Annotated in this window: 18 protein-coding genes; 7 read left to right on the forward strand and 11 right to left on the reverse strand. The window is 45.1% G+C overall.

The annotated features are described in order from the left end of the window. Positions 1 to 13: 13 nt before the first annotated feature. The 4 genes from ACTHQF_RS10730 to ACTHQF_RS10745 form a co-directional block, all read right to left on the reverse strand. Complete coding sequence (locus ACTHQF_RS10730) at positions 14 to 1,270, reverse strand: anthranilate synthase component I family protein (RefSeq protein WP_440430214.1); 1,257 nt, start codon at positions 1,268 to 1,270, stop codon at positions 14 to 16. Between the two features lie 64 nt (positions 1,271 to 1,334). Next, complete coding sequence (locus ACTHQF_RS10735) at positions 1,335 to 2,609, reverse strand: adenylosuccinate synthase (RefSeq protein WP_440430215.1); 1,275 nt, start codon at positions 2,607 to 2,609, stop codon at positions 1,335 to 1,337. A 31-nt stretch (positions 2,610 to 2,640) separates the two neighbouring features. After that, positions 2,641 to 3,129: a Fur family transcriptional regulator gene (locus ACTHQF_RS10740; RefSeq protein ID WP_440430216.1), complete on the reverse strand. Its 489-nt coding sequence runs from the start codon at positions 3,127 to 3,129 to the stop codon at positions 2,641 to 2,643. 60 nt (positions 3,130 to 3,189) lie between these two features. Then, positions 3,190 to 5,397: a RelA/SpoT family protein gene (locus tag ACTHQF_RS10745; RefSeq protein WP_440430217.1), complete on the reverse strand. Its 2,208-nt coding sequence runs from the start codon at positions 5,395 to 5,397 to the stop codon at positions 3,190 to 3,192. A 152-nt stretch (positions 5,398 to 5,549) separates the two neighbouring features. On the opposite strand from ACTHQF_RS10745, the gene ACTHQF_RS10750 reads away from it, so the two are divergent. The 3 genes from ACTHQF_RS10750 to bshB1 are packed head-to-tail and all read left to right on the forward strand — an operon-like array spanning position 5,550 to position 7,408. Beyond that, entirely contained in the window at positions 5,550 to 6,167 is a 618-nt protein-coding gene (locus ACTHQF_RS10750; protein ID WP_440430218.1) for a DUF4294 domain-containing protein, read from the forward strand. A 5-nt stretch (positions 6,168 to 6,172) separates the two neighbouring features. Further along, the gene (locus ACTHQF_RS10755) at positions 6,173 to 6,670 is read left to right on the forward strand and encodes a glutathione peroxidase (protein ID WP_440430219.1); all 498 of its coding nucleotides are present in this window, start codon (positions 6,173 to 6,175) and stop codon (positions 6,668 to 6,670) included. A gap of 21 nt (positions 6,671 to 6,691) precedes the next feature. Beyond that, positions 6,692 to 7,408, forward strand: coding sequence for a bacillithiol biosynthesis deacetylase BshB1 (gene bshB1, locus ACTHQF_RS10760; protein WP_440430220.1), 717 nt, complete (start codon positions 6,692 to 6,694; stop codon positions 7,406 to 7,408). 1 nt (position 7,409) lies between these two features. On the opposite strand, the gene ACTHQF_RS10765 is transcribed toward bshB1, so the two are convergent. Then, positions 7,410 to 7,817: a hypothetical protein gene (locus ACTHQF_RS10765; RefSeq protein WP_440430221.1), complete on the reverse strand. Its 408-nt coding sequence runs from the start codon at positions 7,815 to 7,817 to the stop codon at positions 7,410 to 7,412. Positions 7,818 to 7,836: 19 nt separating this feature from the next. Beyond that, positions 7,837 to 9,168, reverse strand: a complete 1,332-nt coding sequence (gene lat, locus ACTHQF_RS10770) for an L-lysine 6-transaminase (protein ID WP_440430222.1) — start codon at positions 9,166 to 9,168, stop codon at positions 7,837 to 7,839. A 171-nt stretch (positions 9,169 to 9,339) separates the two neighbouring features. On the opposite strand from lat, the gene ACTHQF_RS10775 reads away from it, so the two are divergent. Both ACTHQF_RS10775 and ACTHQF_RS10780 read left to right on the forward strand, forming a co-directional pair. Then, positions 9,340 to 10,176: a universal stress protein gene (locus ACTHQF_RS10775; protein ID WP_440430223.1), complete on the forward strand. Its 837-nt coding sequence runs from the start codon at positions 9,340 to 9,342 to the stop codon at positions 10,174 to 10,176. Positions 10,177 to 10,340: 164 nt separating this feature from the next. Further along, positions 10,341 to 13,361 (forward strand): DUF2723 domain-containing protein, encoded by a 3,021-nt coding sequence (locus ACTHQF_RS10780; protein ID WP_440430224.1) that lies wholly within the window; start codon positions 10,341 to 10,343, stop codon positions 13,359 to 13,361. A 24-nt stretch (positions 13,362 to 13,385) separates the two neighbouring features. Here ACTHQF_RS10780 and ACTHQF_RS10785 read toward each other — a convergent pair whose 3' ends face one another. From ACTHQF_RS10785 to ACTHQF_RS10800, 4 genes are all read right to left on the reverse strand, one after another. Then, positions 13,386 to 14,150: a ThuA domain-containing protein gene (locus tag ACTHQF_RS10785; protein WP_440430225.1), complete on the reverse strand. Its 765-nt coding sequence runs from the start codon at positions 14,148 to 14,150 to the stop codon at positions 13,386 to 13,388. A 77-nt stretch (positions 14,151 to 14,227) separates the two neighbouring features. Further along, positions 14,228 to 14,416 (reverse strand): hypothetical protein, encoded by a 189-nt coding sequence (locus ACTHQF_RS10790; protein ID WP_440430226.1) that lies wholly within the window; start codon positions 14,414 to 14,416, stop codon positions 14,228 to 14,230. Between the two features lie 104 nt (positions 14,417 to 14,520). After that, positions 14,521 to 14,970, reverse strand: a complete 450-nt coding sequence (locus tag ACTHQF_RS10795) for a DinB family protein (RefSeq protein ID WP_440430227.1) — start codon at positions 14,968 to 14,970, stop codon at positions 14,521 to 14,523. A gap of 5 nt (positions 14,971 to 14,975) precedes the next feature. Further along, positions 14,976 to 15,860 carry a 1-aminocyclopropane-1-carboxylate deaminase/D-cysteine desulfhydrase gene (locus tag ACTHQF_RS10800; RefSeq protein ID WP_440430228.1) on the reverse strand — a complete coding sequence of 295 codons (885 nt, stop codon included), beginning with the start codon at positions 15,858 to 15,860 and terminating at the stop codon, positions 14,976 to 14,978. Positions 15,861 to 15,962: 102 nt separating this feature from the next. On the opposite strand from ACTHQF_RS10800, the gene ACTHQF_RS10805 reads away from it, so the two are divergent. Together ACTHQF_RS10805 and ACTHQF_RS10810 are read left to right on the forward strand one after the other, a co-directional pair. Then, positions 15,963 to 16,994 carry an RluA family pseudouridine synthase gene (locus ACTHQF_RS10805; RefSeq protein WP_440430229.1) on the forward strand — a complete coding sequence of 344 codons (1,032 nt, stop codon included), beginning with the start codon at positions 15,963 to 15,965 and terminating at the stop codon, positions 16,992 to 16,994. A gap of 3 nt (positions 16,995 to 16,997) precedes the next feature. Continuing rightward, a complete protein-coding gene (locus ACTHQF_RS10810; RefSeq protein WP_440430230.1) occupies positions 16,998 to 17,843 on the forward strand; it encodes an aminotransferase class IV in 846 nt (281 codons plus the stop codon). Between the two features lie 72 nt (positions 17,844 to 17,915). On the opposite strand, the gene fmt is transcribed toward ACTHQF_RS10810, so the two are convergent. Beyond that, positions 17,916 to 18,824: a methionyl-tRNA formyltransferase gene (fmt, locus tag ACTHQF_RS10815; RefSeq protein WP_440430231.1), complete on the reverse strand. Its 909-nt coding sequence runs from the start codon at positions 18,822 to 18,824 to the stop codon at positions 17,916 to 17,918. Positions 18,825 to 18,854 lie beyond the last annotated feature (30 nt).

Below are 18,854 nucleotides of genomic sequence, written 5' to 3' on the forward strand. Positions count from 1 at the left end.
TATAAAGGGACTGCTACTGCGGTCCCTTTATCGTTTCTATGATTGCTGAAGCTTTCAGCAAACACTCTTCATATTCTTTCTCCGGACTTGATGCTGCGGTAATTGCACTTCCAACTTGAAAGGAGAGATACTGATGATCTTTTGCGTAAAGCATACTTCTGATGACTACGTTGAAGTCGAAGTCCCCTTCAGGATTCAGGTATCCCACAGCGCCAGAGTAGGCGCCCCGTTTGCTTTCTTCATATGTTTCAATCAGCTGCATGGCTCGCACTTTAGGTGCGCCTGTCATCGACCCCATTGGAAAAGTATTGCGGATCGCTTCTATAACATTTATTTCCGGGTCAATCTCACAGGTGATGGTTGATATCATTTGATGTACCTGTGCGAAGCTGTATACCCCAAACTGCTCTGTCACCTGCACAGATGCAGGAACCGCACTTTTGGTAAGATCATTCCGTACCAGATCTACAATCATCACATTTTCCGTTTGCTCCTTGAGGTCGGACTTTAGTTTTGCTTTGATGTGCTCATCTTCCAGCGAATCCTTACTTCGCTTTGCTGTTCCCTTAATCGGCTGCGAGATCAACTTTGTTCCTTGTTTGCGCAGAAAGCGTTCCGGACTTGCGCAGAGCAGGTACTTGTCTTTCAGTTTCAGGTATCCGGAAAATGGGGTAGGGGAATTCGCATTTAGGCGTTGGTATGTTGCCAGTGGATCAATGGCGTTGTTAGTTGCATAAAACTCCTGGCAGAAGGTTACCTCGTAAACGTCACCACGGGCGATATGCCCCTGTAGCTTTTGAATTTTTTCCAGATACTGGGGCTTTGCTATTCGGGGCTGGATCTCGATACTCCGCTCGCTTGTTGGAGGTGCTGGGAGAACAGTCTGATCAATATGTTCCAAAATTTCAGTACTCCCGAGAGCAACACGTAAGTTTCCGCCTTCTGAGATGATCAGATGTTCAGGGCTGAAGAAACATAGGTCGGGAAAGTTAAGGCCATCAGCGTTGGTTGAATGCAGGGATTCCAGCTCATTCTTCAGGTCATACCCAAAGATACCGAATAACCAGTCTCTATTGTCTGCATAGCATTCCCGGAGTCGTTTGAAGGCATTACCGCCCTCGTCTTCAACGAGCACCCGGGCCCCTGCAGCGATCAGCAGATCGTATTTGCCATAAGGGTCGGCATAGCCGTTCGAATCCAAAACACAGCAGTACGAAAAGCCATCAGCCCATCGTAGTGCTTTGTGTTTAAAGTCTTCTGTTAATCGCATAAATTCCGGATAAACAAAAAAGGGCGGTCAAAAACCACCCTTCAAATTTAATATTTCTGTTGTATTATAATGTTAAGGTTTGAACCCTGTCTGGACCTACAGAAAGAAACTTCACCGGCACATTAAGTTCTGCTTCTAAGAAGGCAATGTAGTTGGCCAAGGATGCAGGAATTTCCTCATTCTTGGTGATTTTGGTGATATCTGTTTTCCAACCCTCAATAGCTTTCAACACTGGTGTCGGTTTGATCGAGATGATGTCGTAAGGCATATAGTCAATCGTTTCACCATTGTACTCGTAGTGTGTACAAGCATAGATCGTATCAAAACCGTCCAGAACATCAGCTTTCATCATGATCAGTTCTGTAACACCATTCAACATGATCGCATATTTCAAGGCAGGAATATCGATCCATCCGCAACGGCGTGCACGTCCGGTTGTAGCACCGAATTCATGACCTACCTGACGAAGTGTTTCGCCGGTTTCATCATCAAGTTCAGTTGGGAAAGGACCACCACCAACACGGGTACAGTAAGCTTTGAAGATTCCGTAAACGCTACCGATCCTGTTTGGTGCAATACCAAGTCCGGTACAAGCACCGGCAGTAGTGGTGTTGGATGAAGTTACAAAAGGGTATGAACCGAAGTCGATATCCAGTAATGTACCTTGCGCACCTTCTGCTAACACTGTCTTACCTTCTTTCAGGTAGCCATTAACAAAGTGTTCGCTATCTACGTGTGGAATGGTCTTAATGTATTCTATGGCCTCAAAGAAAGCTGCTTCTTTTTCTGCAAGATCATACTCGAACTCATAGTGAGACAGGATCTCTTTATGTTTTTGTACAAGTTTATTGTAGCGCTCTCTGAAGTCTGGAAGGGTAGTATCACCTACACGCAGACCGTTACGACCAGTTTTGTCCATGTAAGTCGGGCCAATACCTTTTAGTGTAGAGCCGATTTTGTCCTTTCCCATTTTCTGCTCATTGGCAGCATCCAGTAACTGGTGGGTAGGCAAGATCAGGTGTGCCTTTCTGGCGATAACCAATTTGTTTTTGGCTACCGGATCATGACCTGCAGCTTTCAAATTGTCCAATTCACGTTTTAGAATAATTGGATCGATCACAACCCCATTTCCAATCAGGTTCATGGTTTTCTCGTTGAAAATACCCGACGGGATGGTGTTCAATACAAACTTTTTGCCATCAAACTCTAAAGTGTGACCAGCGTTTGGTCCGCCTTGGAAACGAGCGATTAAATCATATTGCGGACTTAGCACGTCCACAATCTTACCTTTGCCCTCATCGCCCCATTGCAGGCCCAGAAGCACGTCTACTTGCGTCATTATTAAAAATTAGTGAGATTATATTTATAAATTAATTTGCGTGTTGAACATCGGCATTCACGACCGGAAGTGACTTGGCTTTGCAATCGAAGCAAACGCCATATAGATTTAAAGAGTGATGTTTGATATCAAACTTTAAAAGATCGCCCACCATACTTTGGATCTGGTGAATGCGTGGGTCACAGAATTCCACCACCTTACCGCAGTCGATGCAGATGATGTGATCATGTTGGTGATAACCGTAAGATTTTTCAAATTGAGCCATGTTTTTACCAAACTGGTGTTTGGTAACCAGGTCGCAGGAAACCAGTAATTCAAGGGTGTTGTATACTGTAGCACGACTAACCCGGTATTTCTGGTTTTTCATGTGGATATACAGTGTTTCTACATCGAAATGATCGTCCCTTGAATAGATTTCTTCAAGAATAGCGAAGCGTTCAGGGGTTTTTCTCAAACTCTTATTCTCAAGGTAAGCTTCGAAAATCTTCCTTACCAGCTCGCTGTTGTGGTTTGTTGACATACTTTTTAAACTCCTTTCAAAGGTACCAAATTTTAGATAAAGTTTAGATTTATTGATACTTTAAGCGTCAAATCTGGTCACACCAGTAACACCTTTTACTTCCAGCAGATTTTGAATAAGCTTATCCAGGTGTTCCTTGTCATTTACATAAATCATTATGGAACCATCGAATATACCGTTGTCGGTGTCGACCGTAATGGATCTCATGTTCACTTTGAAATCATTGGAGATCACCTTTGTGATGTTGTTGATCAATCCCATATCATCAATACCAATGATGTGCAGGCCGGTTAGGAAGGTTAATTCTTTCTGTTTATTCCATTTGGCTTTCACAATACGGTAGCCATAATTGGCCATCAGCTGTGCGGCATTAGGGCAGGTGGTACGATGGATCTTTATACCATCATTGATGGTTACAAAGCCAAAAACGTCATCACCGGGGATCGGATTACAGCAAGGGGCAAGGGTATAGTCAATGCGCTGCATGTCCTCCCCAATAAGCAGGATATCTGATTCCGGGCCTTTAACCTTGCTTAATAATGCTTCGATCTGTTGATTGTCGTTGCGTTCAGCACCACGGTTTTCAATTTCTTTTTCGCTAACTACATAGTCTTTAAGGTCTTTAAGTTCTATTTTACCCTGGGCTACAGAGATAAATAGTTCCTGCGTGGAAGGCAGTTTAAAGAAGTAGCTAAGCTTATTCAGGTTGTCCGTATTGTAGGTGATCTTAAGCGATTTCAGCTTGCGCTCCAGCATTTCCTTACCTTCTTCCGCGATTTTGCGTTTCTCTTCTTTGAGTGAACTTTTGATCTTGGACTTGGCTTTTGCAGTAACTACGATATTCAGCCAGTCTTCCTTCGGCATCTGCTTGCTGGAAGTGATGATTTCAACCTGATCGCCATTCTGCAGCTTGTAGGAAAGTGGTACCAACTTGTGGTTCACCTTTGCACCGATACACTTTGCACCAACGTCCGTATGGATCTCGAAAGCAAAGTCCAAGGCTGTAGCACCCTGGGGCAATTGTATCAAGGCACCTTTAGGTGTGAAGATGAAGATCTCATCAGAGAAAAGGTTCATCTTGAAGTCGTCCAGGAAGTCGAGTGCATTCGCTTCAGGATTGCTCAACATCTCACGCACTTTCATGATCCACTGGTCAAGGCCGTTATCAGAACTGGATTCTTTGTATTTCCAGTGTGCCGCAAAACCTTTCTCCGCAATCTCGTTCATACGCTCGGTACGGATCTGTACTTCTACCCACTGCCCTTTAGGACCCATTACCGTTGTGTGCAGGGACTCGTAACCGTTCCCTTTAGGAGAGGACACCCAGTCGCGCAACCGGTCCGGATTTGGGCGGTAAAGATCCGTAACAATGGAGTACGCCTTCCAGCATTCGGCCTTTTCCTGTTCAGGTGCGCTTTTCAGGATGATCCTTACTGCGAAAAGATCATATACCTCTTCAAAAGGGATATTCTTTTTCTTCATCTTGTTCCAGATGGAATGGATGGATTTTGGACGGCCGTAAATATCAGCATTCAATCCTTGCTCTTCCAGTATTTCCCGGATTGGCTCTACAAAGTTTTTGATGAAGAGATTACGCTCCGCTTTCTTTTCATTCAGCTGCGTAGCAATGTATTTGTAGGTATCTGGCTCCAGATACTTCATGGAAAGGTCTTCAAGTTCAGACTTGATGGCGTAAAGCCCAAGGCGGTGGGCCAGGGGCGCATACAGGTAAATGGTTTCTGAAGCAATCTTCAGTTGCTTTTGCCGCGGCATAAAATCCATGGTGCGCATGTTATGCAAACGGTCAGCAAGTTTGATCAGGATCACCCGTACATCATCAGCAAGGGTCAACAACATTTTACGGAAGTTCTCTGCCTGTAGAGAGCTGTTATAATCAAATACCCCGGAGATCTTGGTGAGTCCGTCGATGATCTTAGCCGTCTTTTTACCAAATTCCCTTTCAATATCCTCCAGGGTCATGTCGGTATCTTCCACCACGTCATGCAGCAATGCGCAGACGATGGAAGTTGTACCCAGCCCGATCTCTTCCGCAGCAATCTGCGCAACGGCGATAGGGTGGTATATATAGGGTTCTCCAGATTTCCGGCGCATATCTTTATGGCTTTCCAGTGCCATGTCAAATGCCTTACGGATTTCCTTCTTGTCACCCCTTTGCATGGTCGGCTTGCACGCACGCAGCAGGGCCCGGTATCTTTTCAGGATTTCCTGCTTTTCAGCTTCCAAATCAATCACCAACGTGTTCTTCATTTGTATTATTTTCGTAGTATCGGATTTCATTATGTATTAAACACTTATATTCGGATAGATGGTATGCTATCTGACAATCTATTAACAAATTAAAGTGCTGATGCCAAACCTAGTATATTTATTTAGGTTTAACTTTGTGGGATTATAAATTTATGAAATTTTATAGGTTAATTTTTCTGCTGATTGTCATTATTACAGGCTCGGAAAACGCTTCTGCGCAGCTTACAGACCAGGTAAAGTTTCCGCCAAGGGGTAAGAATGACACACTTAAAGTGGCCGGAACAAACGTCGATGGCGAAATGATTCCCTGGATACCGCTTCATGAAGTTGCTATCTATGGGGTCAGGATCTTCAAGACTCCAGAAGAACGGGCCGCTTTTAACCGCTTGCGTTATAATGTGCTGAAAGTAATGCCTTATGCCTTGTTTGCCAAGCGACGTTATGAGCAGCTGGAGAAAGATATTGCGCTAACCAGCAATAAAAAGGAACAGAAGAAGCTGATCAAGGCTTGTGATGCTGAGATCAAGCAGATGTTCAACAAAGAAATTAAAGAACTTACCATAACACAGGGAAAAATATTGACAAAGCTTGTGGATCGGGAGCTCGGACGTACTACATTTGACATCGTTAAACAAACAAAAGGCGGTTTGACCGCATTTGTATACCAGTCGGTCGCACGTGTTGTGGGACATAATTTGAAGAGCACCTACGACCCACAGGAGGATAGGGATATTGAAGCGATCATTGCTTCCTCGGGTTATTACAGATAAGAAGCATGATAGAACAGCCTCAAAGTATTCACCAATTCAAGGTAAACCTGCTAAATGGAACCAACGTAAATTTAGATACCTATAAAGGGAAAGTTCTTTTGATCGTAAACATTGCTTCTGCATGTGGTTTTGTGGCGCAGCTGCAGGAACTGCAGGAACTTAGGGAAACTTATAAGGACAGAAACTTTGAAGTCCTGGCATTTCCATCCAATGACTTTGGCCGGCAGGAGCCTCTAGAGGGTGAGGAGATCAGCAACTTTTGCCAGGCAAATTATGGTGTTTCCTTTCCCATATTCGAGAAAATGATGATCCGTGGTGCGCATGCACATCCCCTGTTTAAATTCCTGGCAGATAAAAAGCTGAACGGCTCGCTCACATCAACACCGCGCTGGAACTTCCATAAATATTTGATCAATCAGAATGGGGAGCTTGTCGACTATTTCCTTCCATTTACCAAGCCATTGGCCTCAAAAGTTAAAAAGAAAATCCTGCGCTTGTTGTAGCCAGGTATACACATTGAATTCATGAAACTAGATATACTCGTTTTTGCTGTACACCCCGACGACGCAGAGTTGGGCTGTTCAGGAACCATCTTAAAGAATATTGCTGCGGGAAAAAAGGTAGGGATCGTAGACCTGACACGGGGCGAGCTCGGTACTCGTGGCACCGCAGAAACACGGGATCTGGAAGCTGCAGATTCAGCGAAGATCCTTGGCCTGCATGCCCGGGAAAATCTCGGTATACGCGATGGCTTTTTCAGAAATGATGAAGCGCATCAGCTGCAGATCATCCGGATGATCCGTAAACATCAACCGGAAATTATCTTGAGCAATGCACTTCGTGATCGCCATCCGGATCATGGAAGGGCAGGAGACCTGGTAAATGATTCCATTTTCCTATCCGGCTTGGTAAAGATCGATACACAGCTTCAAGGGATCCCTCAACAACCCTGGCGGCCAAGGTTAAGCTTACAGTATATTCAGGATATGTACATTAAGCCCGATATCATTGTAGATATTACGCCGTTTATAGATCAGAAAATCGCTTCCATAAAGGCCTTTAAAACACAGTTTTATAATCCAGACCACCATGAAGCGGAAACCTACATTTCTTCCCCTGAGTTTTTTGAAAGTGTACTTGCACGTGCAAGGGAATTTGGGAAATCTATCGGTGCCACGTTTGCAGAAGGCTTTACCTCCCGCAAACTGCTTGGTGTGGATGACATATTCAACCTGAAGTAGGTTACTGCTGGCTGGGGTTATCTGTTAAGCTAACGTTACCCATTGCACTTTTTTCATATAACTTGATCCAGGAGCTGTTGAATGCCGGGGAGAAGTTTTGTTTGCCTCCGGTAACCGTTGTAGGTACTTTGCTGCCTTCCAGGAAAAAGTAAACTTTGGTGTTCCCACCTTTATGGTGCGGTTTGAAATTGCCGTAGCTGATCATTTCTGAAGATAGAGTGTCTTTCATGGTCACGGCAAATACATACTGTATGGGGCCTGTGTTGTTGTCATTTCGATATCGTGCTACTTCTTTAAAGCCGCTTTTAAGGTCTTCAATGCCCGGTTGTGTGAATGTTCCTTTGATCATCCAACCCACCAATAGCAATACCAGTACACCGATAACGATGTTTATTCTTTTGTTCTTCATTTGTGTGTTTCAATCGTGACTATAATTCACGAAGTATCTTTTCAATAACGTGCATGCCTTCGTCTATGTGACCTTTTTCCATGTTCAATGCCGGCCGAAAGCGTATACTCTGCTTCCCACACCCTAAAAACATCACCTGATGTTTGAGACCTGTGTCTATAAATTTATTCCGGAGCTCAGTACTTGGCAGATCGAAGGCGCAAAGCAAACCCCGGCCTCGTACATTACTCAATTGTTCAAACTGTTTGCCAAAGCTTTCAAGATGATCCAGAAGGTAGCGACCTACCACTGCGGCATTTTCGCAGAGTTGATCTTCCTCGATGATATTTAGAACCTGTGTACTTCGAACCATATCCACCAGATTGCCGCCCCAGGTTGAATTGATTCTGGAGGACACCCGAAATACATTGTTTTCTACTTCGTCTACTTTTCTGCCAGCAAGAATGCCACAGACCTGCATCTTTTTACCAAAAACAAGGATATCAGGCCTTGCCTGCTCCGAATAATGCTGGTGACACCAGAACTTGCCCGTAAGACCAACGCCGGTTTGTACTTCGTCATAAATGAGAAATGCCTCATGCTCGTCCGCCAGTTTCTTGAGTTCAATCAGAAATGCTTCTCTGAGGTGGTTGTCGCCACCTTCTGCTTGAATCGGCTCAACGATAATGGCGCAGATATCATCTTTATGTTCAAAGAATGCAGCCTTGATCTGTCTTATCGATTGTTGTTCGGTTTCTACCGCTGTATTCAGGTTGTCACCGCTCAGCGGGTACCTTATTGTTGGCACGGTAACCCTGGGCCAGTCGAACTTCGCAAACCATTTGGTCTTCTCGACAGAAGTATTGGTGAGGCTTAAGGTATATCCACTGCGACCGTGGAAGGCTCTTTCGAAATGAAGGACCTTAAATCCTTTCTCTTTCTTATAGCCTTTCGCAAAGTTCTTTTGTACTTTCCAGTCCATTGCCACTTTTAGCGCATTTTCAACCGCCAATGCGCCACCTGCGATGAAAAAGGCGTGTGGCAGATAGTCGGGTATACCGCATCTGCTAAAGGTCTTCAGGAATTCCGCATATTGTTGTGTATAAACATCAGAGTTGGAGGGGTTGGTCATCGCCGCCTGCAGCAGGTTCTTTTTAAAACCCTCGTCATTAAGCATCTTTGGGTGGTTGTAACCCAGAGGAACGGATGCAAAGCAGGTGAAGAAATCAAGGAGTCTGCGGTTATATTTGGAATCGTAAATATAACACCCTTCACTTTTCTCCATGTCGAAGGTTAGATCCAGGCCGTCAGCTAGAATGTGTTGGCTCAAGATATCTGCTACATGTTGTGGATCAACTGATAATTCATACATAGGCAAGTTTCTGGTTCTCTCAAATGTAACGAAAAGGCATTACGATAGCAACTGCATGAAAGGTGTGATCAAAATCACCTCAAAATGTGTTTCTTTACATGAAAGATGCCGCTAGATTGTCGATCTTTAGGAATAAGCATTTCTGGTTTAACGACGAAAAACTACTTGATCATGGAACAGATATTAATAACAACAGATTTCTCGGAAAACGCCGCTGCCGCAATTCGATTCGGTTTACAGCTCGCGACTCAAGGCGGATTTAAGCTGGTATTTATGCATGTTACGGAGATTTTGAAACCCGTAAAATGGACAGAGGAATTTTTCAGGGACTTTGAACAGAAGGAACTTGCCGGATTGGAGCAGCAGCTCAAAGCACAGGTCATGGAGGTATCGGCAGGTACAGGCAGTACGGTCATCGATCCGAAGTATGTGGTGCACAATAGTTCTTCCGTGTCCGTAAACGTTGTTCATTATGCAGAAAAGCATAACATCAAATACATTTGCATGGCCCGCAAGGGGGGAGGACATTCTATGAGGCTTTTTGGGTCTGTAGCCTCGAACTTAATTGAAAAATCCAGTGTACCTTTTATTGCGGTTCCCGAAAATTATCAGGTAAGTAATATTGATACTGTATGTTATGCTTCGGACCTTGCTAATTTAAACGATGAGCTGAAGGAGGTGCTGGAATTTTCGAATGCAGTTAAAGCATCCGTAGAATTACTTCATTTCAGTAGCCCGGTTGATGAGATATCGGGAATGCAAGATCTTGCTGAGCTACAAGAAAACCTTGCCGGGCAGCAGGTGGTAGCACATATTGAAGCGCTTGATTTCGAGAAGCCGCTTGCCGAGCGCCTCGGAGAGGCCGTTGAGCGGTTTCATCCCTCGATCTTGGTCATGTTTACCCGTCAGAACCGAAGTTTCTTCGAGCGCTTATTTCTGTCCAGTGTATCGGCAGAATTTGCAGCAGCCTCGGCTATACCGCTGCTGGTATATAGAAAAAAGATATAGGCGATCAATTTGCTGCGAATTTTCAAAGTTTAAGGGCTACCTGTGCATACGTTTTCTCAGATTGCGCATTAATTGTTAATTAATGTTAAAGGCTTTGTTTACGAAGAACTTGTGTTTAAATTAACTTCTGCAAGCAAGATCGGCTTGCAGGAAAACTGATTTACATGACATATTCTCGCATCAACAACCTTACCGGCTGGTTTTGTTTTCTAATTGCATTGGTAACCTACATCCTCACGCTGGAACCCAATATGAGCTTTTGGGATGCTGGCGAATTTATTGCAGCTGCACATAAGATGCAGATTGTGCATCAGCCCGGAGCTCCTTTATTTCTGATGATCGAGAAGTTCTTTTCCTTGCTTGCCTTGGGCGATGAAACCCGCGTAGCCTATTTTATGAACCTCGGCTCTGCCCTGGCAAGTGCATTCACCATACTTTTTCTCTGCTGGACCATCACCGCGCTTGCTAGAAAGCTGCTGGTTAATCGCCGCTCGGCGCCTGGGAGGGAACAAACGCTAATGATCATGGCTGCGGGGATTGTTGGCGCAGTCGCCTATACTTTTTCCGACAGCTTCTGGTTCTCCGCAGTGGAGTCGGAAGTTTATGCGCTTTCCTCACTGTTTACGGCTATTGTCTTTTGGGCCATGTTAAAGTGGGAGGCTGCGGCGGATGAACCTGGCTCGGACCGATGGTTGCTTTTCATCGCCTATATGATGGGTCTATCCATCGGTATACACCTACTGAACCTGCTCACCATACCAGCGCTGGCCTTCATCTATTATTTCCGGAAGACAGTCCAGCCCTCAAGAACAGGTATGCTGAAAACGCTGATCATTGGTATTGTTATCCTTGCGGTTATCCAATATGGAATTATCCAGTACCTGGTTGCTTTCGGCGCATATTTCGATTTGTTCTTCGTTAATACGCTTGGCATGGGTTTCGGGACGGGCGTGATCGTATTTGCGCTGCTGCTTATTGGTGGACTGGTCTATGCTATCCGATATTCAATCCGCACCCGGAAGCGACTGCTGAATCTCGGACTGCTAGCTGCTTCTTTGCTGATCTTTGGCTATTGTTCATTTGCCATGATCGTAATCAGAGCACAGGCAAATCCAAACTTGAACAACAATGACCCCGATAATGCCTTTTCCTTTCTGGGCTACTTGAACCGGGAACAGTACGGCGACAGGCCGCTGCTATCTGGACCGAACTACAATTCGCAGATCACCGAAGTTAAAGAGACTTCAACGCTTTACCGGAAGGGCCCCGAACGCTATGAGCCTGCAGGAAAAAAGATCGTATATGGCTATGACCGGACCACCTTATTGCCGCGGATGCACGGAGACCGGAACGGTCATCCAGACTTCTATAAGGAATGGATGCGTTTTGATGACAGCCATTTTCCCACGTTAATTGACAACATAGGTTTTCTTTTCTCCTACCAGATCGGTCACATGTATTTCCGCTATTTCCTCTGGAATTTCGTAGGACGGCAGAATGACACCCAAGGCTTTGGGAACTACTTCGAAGGCAATTGGTTGAGCGGAATTAAGTTTGTAGATGGCTTACGGCTGGGTAATCAGGAGCACTTGCCGCCTTCGATCACCGAGAACAACGGATACAATCGTTTCTATTTTCTACCCTTGATCTTGGGAATCATTGGGATGGTTTGGCACTTTAAACGTAGGAAAGATGATGCGGGCATTGTGGCATTGCTTTTCTTCTTCACCGGAATAGCCATAGTATTGTATCTGAACCAGACACCACTTGAACCCCGCGAGCGGGATTACGCGTTCAGCGGTTCATTTTATGCTTTTTGCATCTGGATTGGCCTAGGTGTTCTGGCACTTTGGCAATGGTTGGGCAAAAAGTTGAATGGCAGGTTAGCCGGACTTTCGGCTATCGTGCTAGGCTTGTTGGCCGCACCTGTATTGATGGCGGCAGAAGGCTGGGACGATCATGACCGCTCAGGCAGGTTAGTGGCTCATGATCTATCGAAAAATTACCTGGAATCGCTTGCGCCAAATGCCATCTTGTTTACCTATGGTGATAATGACACCTATCCGTTGTGGTATATTCAAGAGGTAGAGGGAATCCGCCCCGATGTACGTCTGGTTAACCTCAGCCTGTTCGATGCGGAATGGTACATCAATGGCATGAAACGGCCGCAAAATGCCTCAGCACCCTTGCCGATCTCCATGAAGGAAACACAGTATGCCAAGGGTACCCGGGATGTCATGTACTTTCAAGATTACAAAATAGCGGGAGATGTAGAGCTAAAAACCATAGTAGATCTTTTATTGTCAGACAATCCGGATGACAAGCTGCAGCTCCAGGATGGGACATGGGAAAACTTTCTACCAACAAAAAACTTTAAGCTTACTGTAGACCGGGCTGCAGCTTTAAAGCATAAAGCGGTCACTCCAAAAGATTCCAGTCGCCTGGCGCCTGCGTTAACCTGGACTTATAACAAAGGTTTTGTTACAAAGGGGACTTTAGCAATGTTGGATATGCTGGTACAAAATAACTGGGAGCGCCCAATATACTTCACCGCGGGCATGCCTCCAGAACAGTTCAATGGCTTAAACAACTATCTTTATAATGAAGGGCTGGTTCTCAGACTTACACCACTTCAGCCGGACACCGCAAGACAAAGACCCTTAACCAACCCGGATGCTTTGTTCGATAATCTGAACTCGAAATTCATGTTTGGCAATTTGAAAGCTGCAAAGTATATAGACCCGGAATCCCGCAGGCAAGTATCTAACTTAACAAACATTTTTAATACGGCGATCAGCGGTTTGCTTGACGAGGGAAAGCCTGAAAAAGCAAGAATACTCCTGAAGAAGTACTTCGAAGTGATGCCTGAAGATATACAAAGTATGTATACCGCAGGCGGTAAAACGATGCTGGCAGAAAATATGTATGCCTTAAATGATGCCAAAGGCGCAGCTGCCATGATCAGGCAGACTGCGGATTATATTGAGAAAGAGCTCATTTACGTTGCAGATGTATGCACGAGCAAAAACAGTTTCGTCGGTGGCCAGGAAACCCAGCTTGCTTTTTCACTTTGGAACCAAATGATTCAAACCGCAAAAATAAACCATGATGATGTGCTTGCTGCAGAACTGGAACAGCGGTATAAAGGTTTGGAGGCACGCTTTTCAGCATTCTTTGGAACTTAAGATCAGGAACTGCAGGTAAAGCAGCTACTTCTTGCCGGTAGCTGCCCAGAATATTCCAGCATAGAGATGATTTAGAAATGCGGGCTCAGAGAAGTTAGTTGGCAAGTGACCCAGGCCGGTATAAAAGGCACGTCCGCCATCAAACTCATGGTACCATGCAATAGGATGTGATTTCCCCATTCCAGCGCCTTTTCCTCTGCCACCCCAGTCTGCTTTAGGATTGTAGGTCGACTCATCTACGCCTAGGATATAGTTTAGTCCGCTTACTTTCTCCGGTCCGTACTCGTACCATTCTTCCGTCCAGAGCTTATCATTTTCAAACCCCTGCAATCCTGGGAACTTGGGATCCATGATTTTTGTCTTTGCAGTTTGCACTTCCGGGTGAATTTGAAACATCCTGCCGACCAGTTTATTGTACCATGGCCAGTCATATTCCGTATCGGCAGCACTGTGGATGCCAACAAAGCCCTTGCCGGACTGAATATATCTTTCCATCACCTGTTGTTGCGCAGTATCGAAGATATCACCTGTGGTATTTAAAAAGATTACCGCCTGAAATTGCTTAAGGTATTCGTCCGTGAATCCACCAGGATTTTCCCAAAGCACAACATCAAAGAAGTTCCTGGCGCCGAGTTGCTGGATGGCAAGTACACCTGCATGAATGGATTCATGATGCCAGCCTTTGGTCGTGGTAACTAAAAGCACCTTGAACTGCTTTTGAGCGAACGTGTTTGTAAGGAAAATAAATTGAATAGCTACAAAGAGCAAAAAGATTTTGGAACGGTTCATTTGGTTAGTTTTGGTGACTATGAAGATAGTGATTTGTCGTAAAACAAAAAACGCGCTTGCTGGGCGCGTTTTGTACTTTATTCATGAGAAGCTTGTTCGTCCTGATCATCAATCTCCTCGTCTAATAAGGTGCCGTGTCCATCAGCATATTCGACTTCGTTTTCTGTGTATTCCAGGTCGCCGTTTTCGGTGTTCGGCTTGCCTTCAGATTGTTCATTCAGGTTGTCGTCTCTTTCAAGGTCTTTTTGATCTGTTCCGTTTTCCATAGTTCAGGTTTTTAGAGTAAAACAGGCACTGTGGCACATATGTTTTTACAAATATGCTCCGGTTATGATGATGCATCACGAAGAGGTGGCTGGACCAGATGAGTTTATAGGTTCCTCACATATAATATATAATCTGTGTTCACAGGTTCTATATTATTTGCCCTCAAGGCCGTTGCAATCTGAGCACGGTGATAGCTGCCGTGATTTAGTACATGGATCAGTATGTCGTGTATATTGTTTGAAAATGGATCTCCAGTGCTGGTGACATAAGAGATCACACGTTCTAGATCCTGGTCCCCTTCCATAATGGCCCACAATTGCCTTGCACTTCGTGCATGAAGGATCAGGCAATCCGCGAGTGGTCGCTCTTCCCAAACGCCAACAACAGGCTTTTCACCTTCAATCCTGCTGAGCCATATGGATTCTGCATTTACGATATGCTGCATCAGCTTCAAGCAGGTTTGCGGAACTTGGGGTAGTGCTTCCAGATACTTCAACAGGCGATCCATAGCCCAGAAATGGTAATCGGATAAGCGTTTTAGTGTAGTGTCCATAATCGTTATTTAATGATTTGCTGTAACTTTTCTCTCATACCCAATAGCCCTAGTAATCCGCCGGTATGCAGGGCAACAACTTTTGCGTTCCTGTCTATCAGGTCTTTATCTGCAAGGTCGAAGATCGCAAAGAACATCTTGGCCGTGTACACCGGATCGGTAAGCAGGCCATAATTGCTGGAAAAGTGATGTAGAAATTCTAGCAAAGCAGGTTGTGTTTTCGCGTATCCACCAAAATGGTAGTCCGGATGCAACGTCAGCTGTTTATCTACAGCAACATATTTACCCATCTCCGTACGGATGAACATACCGCCCTTGAGGACGGGGATTACGTGTAATGCTGTATGTAGGTCATGAGCCAAAATGCCCTGCAGCAGCCCGGCAGCAGTTGTACCAGTGCCTGCAGCACAGAAGAGCAGATCGGCCTCAAATGGCAGTTCAGTGATAATCTCGGCACAACCTTGAACGGCTTCTGCCGAAGCGCCACCTTCATCAATGAAAAGGGCCTCTGGCCTGGCTCCGAAATGCTGATCAAAGAGCAGCAGTTTGTCTTTATAGCTTTCGCGGTCGGTGAAGATCAACTGCATGCCAAATAGCCTGCAGAGCAGCAGCATTTCATTCTCCACAGGTTCTCCACGAACAAAGGCAGTAGACTTAAGTCCAGCGCTGGCTGCGGCACTAGCCGTAGCAACCAGGTGGTTCGAGAAAGCACCACCAAAAGTTACCAGATGTGTCTTACCTTCCCTATTTGCCCGTTTAAGCAGGTACTTGAGCTTACGCCACTTATTTCCTGAAATATATGGATCAATTAAATCGTCCCGTTTAACATAGAAGTTGTTGAGTAGGGGGTGATCGATCTTTTGAAGCGGACTGTATACCTGTTCAAACATGAAGTAAAGATAATTCCTGCAGGGCAAAATATTGAGGGTTCGCAGCCAATCCGCTCCAATTTCTTTTACAAGAATGTAATTCTTAAAGTTTAGTTTTGCAAAATGGAAAATACCAACGTAGAGGCAGACTTAGACGAGCAGGATTTATACGAACATTTCAACATTGTTGTCGATAAAGGTCAATCACTGTTGAGGATTGATAAGTTCTTGATGGGCCGGATTGAAAATGCCTCAAGAAATCGTGTTCAGAATGCCATTGATGCCGGAAATGTACTCGTTAACCAGAAGACTATCAAGGCGAGTTATAAAGTTAAGCCTGCGGACGAGATTTCCATTGTATTTGCCCATCCGCCACGTGATACGGAAGTTTACCCGGAAGACATCCCGCTGGACATTGTTTATGAAGATGCCGATTTGCTCGTGGTAAACAAACCTGCTGGCATGGTAGTGCACCCTGGTTACAACAATTATCATGGTACACTTGTTAATGCACTTGCTTTTCACTTTGAACAATTACCACAGCTTCCAGGAAATGAGGGCAGACCAGGCCTGGTTCACCGAATCGATAAGGATACTTCGGGTTTACTGCTGATCAGCAAGAACGAAATTACCATGACCAAGCTTGCCAAGCAGTTCTTTGATCATACCATCACCAGAAAATACATTGCACTCGCATGGGGCGACATTGAGGAAGATGGCACCGTAACCGGGTATATCGGCCGCAGTGCCAAGAACAGGATCGTAATGGATGTTTATGACGATGAAGAAAAAGGTAAGTGGTCGGTAACACATTATAAGGTACTTGAACGTTTAGGCTATGTAACCTTGGTAAGTTGCGAGCTTGAAACCGGGCGCACCCACCAGATCAGGGCACATATGAAGCACATTCACCATCCTTTGTTTAATGATGCGAATTATGGCGGTGACAAGATCCTGAAAGGTACCACTTACGCTAAGTACAAACAGTACGTGCAAAACTGTTTTGATCTAATGCCAAGACAAGCGCTGCATGCACAGACATTAGGATTTATTCATCCTACAACAAAAGAATATATGGAATTTGAAGCCCCATTGCCAGCGGATTTTGCTGCAGTGCTTCATAAATGGAGAAACTACATCGTACAGCCACAATAATAGATGCAAGAATATATATTACACAACGACAACTTCATATTATCTAATCAGCCGGTACTTCCGGTATCTAACCGCTCCTTTAAGTTTGGAGATGGTCTTTTTGAATCCATGCGGATGTGTAATGGTAAACTGATGTACCCCGAGCAGCATGCCGACCGCCTGATGGCAGGTATGAAGGCTTTAAAACTTGACGGCAGCAGTCTCATGGATGAATACTTCCTCAAGCAGAAAGCCGTGGAGTTGGTGAAGCGGAACCGCTTACGTGGTGATGTACGTTTGCGCCTGTCAATTTACCGCGAAGGGGATGGATTGTACACCCCGGAAAGCAACTCCGCTGGTTATGTCCTGGAAGCAACACCACTGCCGGATACAGATTATCAGCTCAACAAAAGGGGGTTGATCGTAGATGTTTATGATGAGATCACCAAACCGATCAATAAACTTTCAAACTTCAAAACCAGTAACGCACTACTGTATGTAATGGCCGGTTTACACAAGAAACAGAATAATCTTGATGACGTATTCATGCTTAATCAGGAAGGCTTCTTATGTGAAAGCATGACCTCCAACATCTTTGTCGTTTATGAAAAACAGATCTATACACCAGCGCTGTCTGAAGGCTGTGTTTCCGGGGTCATGCGAAGTGTGGTGATGGAAATCGCCAAGTCTAAGCGTATCTCCATAACCGAAGCACAGCTAAACCCTGAAGTGCTTAAACAAGCAGAGGAAGTATTTATTACCAACGCCGTGGGCGGCATCAGATGGGTAATGGGTTACGGTCGTAAAAGGTATTTCAACGAAAATGCTAAAATGCTAAGTGCACTGCTGAATGAGACCATTCCGCTTTAGCGCAAGCTAGAGCACTACGTATATAGCAGCGCCAACTCAGAAAGCACGGTAATATCAATTAAAGGGTTGGCGTTATAAGCGCATACCCCTCAGAAATTCGCCTACCTGCATTCTTTTCTTGCCTTCGTACTGAATGTCTTCAAGGGCAAGATACCCGTCTGCCGCAGCAAACTTCAGGAAGGTTTTGCCATCGGTTACAAAGCTACCGGCATCTTCCTTAGGGTTGCCTGGCTGTAACGCTGCCTTAAAGACCTTTAAATTCTTGCCCTGCAGTTTCGTGAAAGCAGTTGGATAGGGGCTTAGTCCACGGATGTGATTATGGATCTGTTGTGCTGGCTGATTCCAGTTGATCTCGCAGAATTCTTTAAAGATCTTGGGTGCATGTTTTTGCTCGGCAGTAATCGCCTGCGCAACTTCCTGGTAGTCATTCCGCTCAATAGCGTCAATGGTTTTTACCAGTAATCTGGCGCCGGTTTCCATCAGCTTATCATGCAAATCCCCCGCAGTTTCATCTGGACCTATGCTAACCTGTTCTGAAAAGATCACATCACCAGTATCAATTTCGTGTTTCAGGAAGAATGTTGTTACACCAGTTACGGTTTCCCCGTTAATGATGGCATGGTTAATTGGCGCGGCACCTCTGTAGTCTGGTAAAAGCGAGGCATGTAGATTAATGGTTCCTTTTGGCGGCATGTTCCAGACTACTTCCGGCAGCATACGGAAGGCCACGACAACCTGTATCTCGGCCTGCAAAGCCTCAAGCTCGGTGAGAAATTCAGGATCCTTTAACTTAAGGGGTTGCAGGACCTTCAAACCCTTTGCTACAGCGTATTGCTTTACCGCACTTTCATGGATTTTCTGACCTCTTCCTGCCGGTTTATCTGCTGCAGTAACCACTGCTGCGATGTCATGTCCTGCTTCCAGTAAAGCATGCAAAGAAGCGACCGCGAAATCGGGTGTACCCATGAAAACTATTCTCATAATCCTGTGTTGTAAATGCGCAATAAAGAA

Source organism: Pedobacter sp. SAFR-022 (assembly GCF_051965375.1).
GTDB lineage: Bacteria > Bacteroidota > Bacteroidia > Sphingobacteriales > Sphingobacteriaceae > Pedobacter.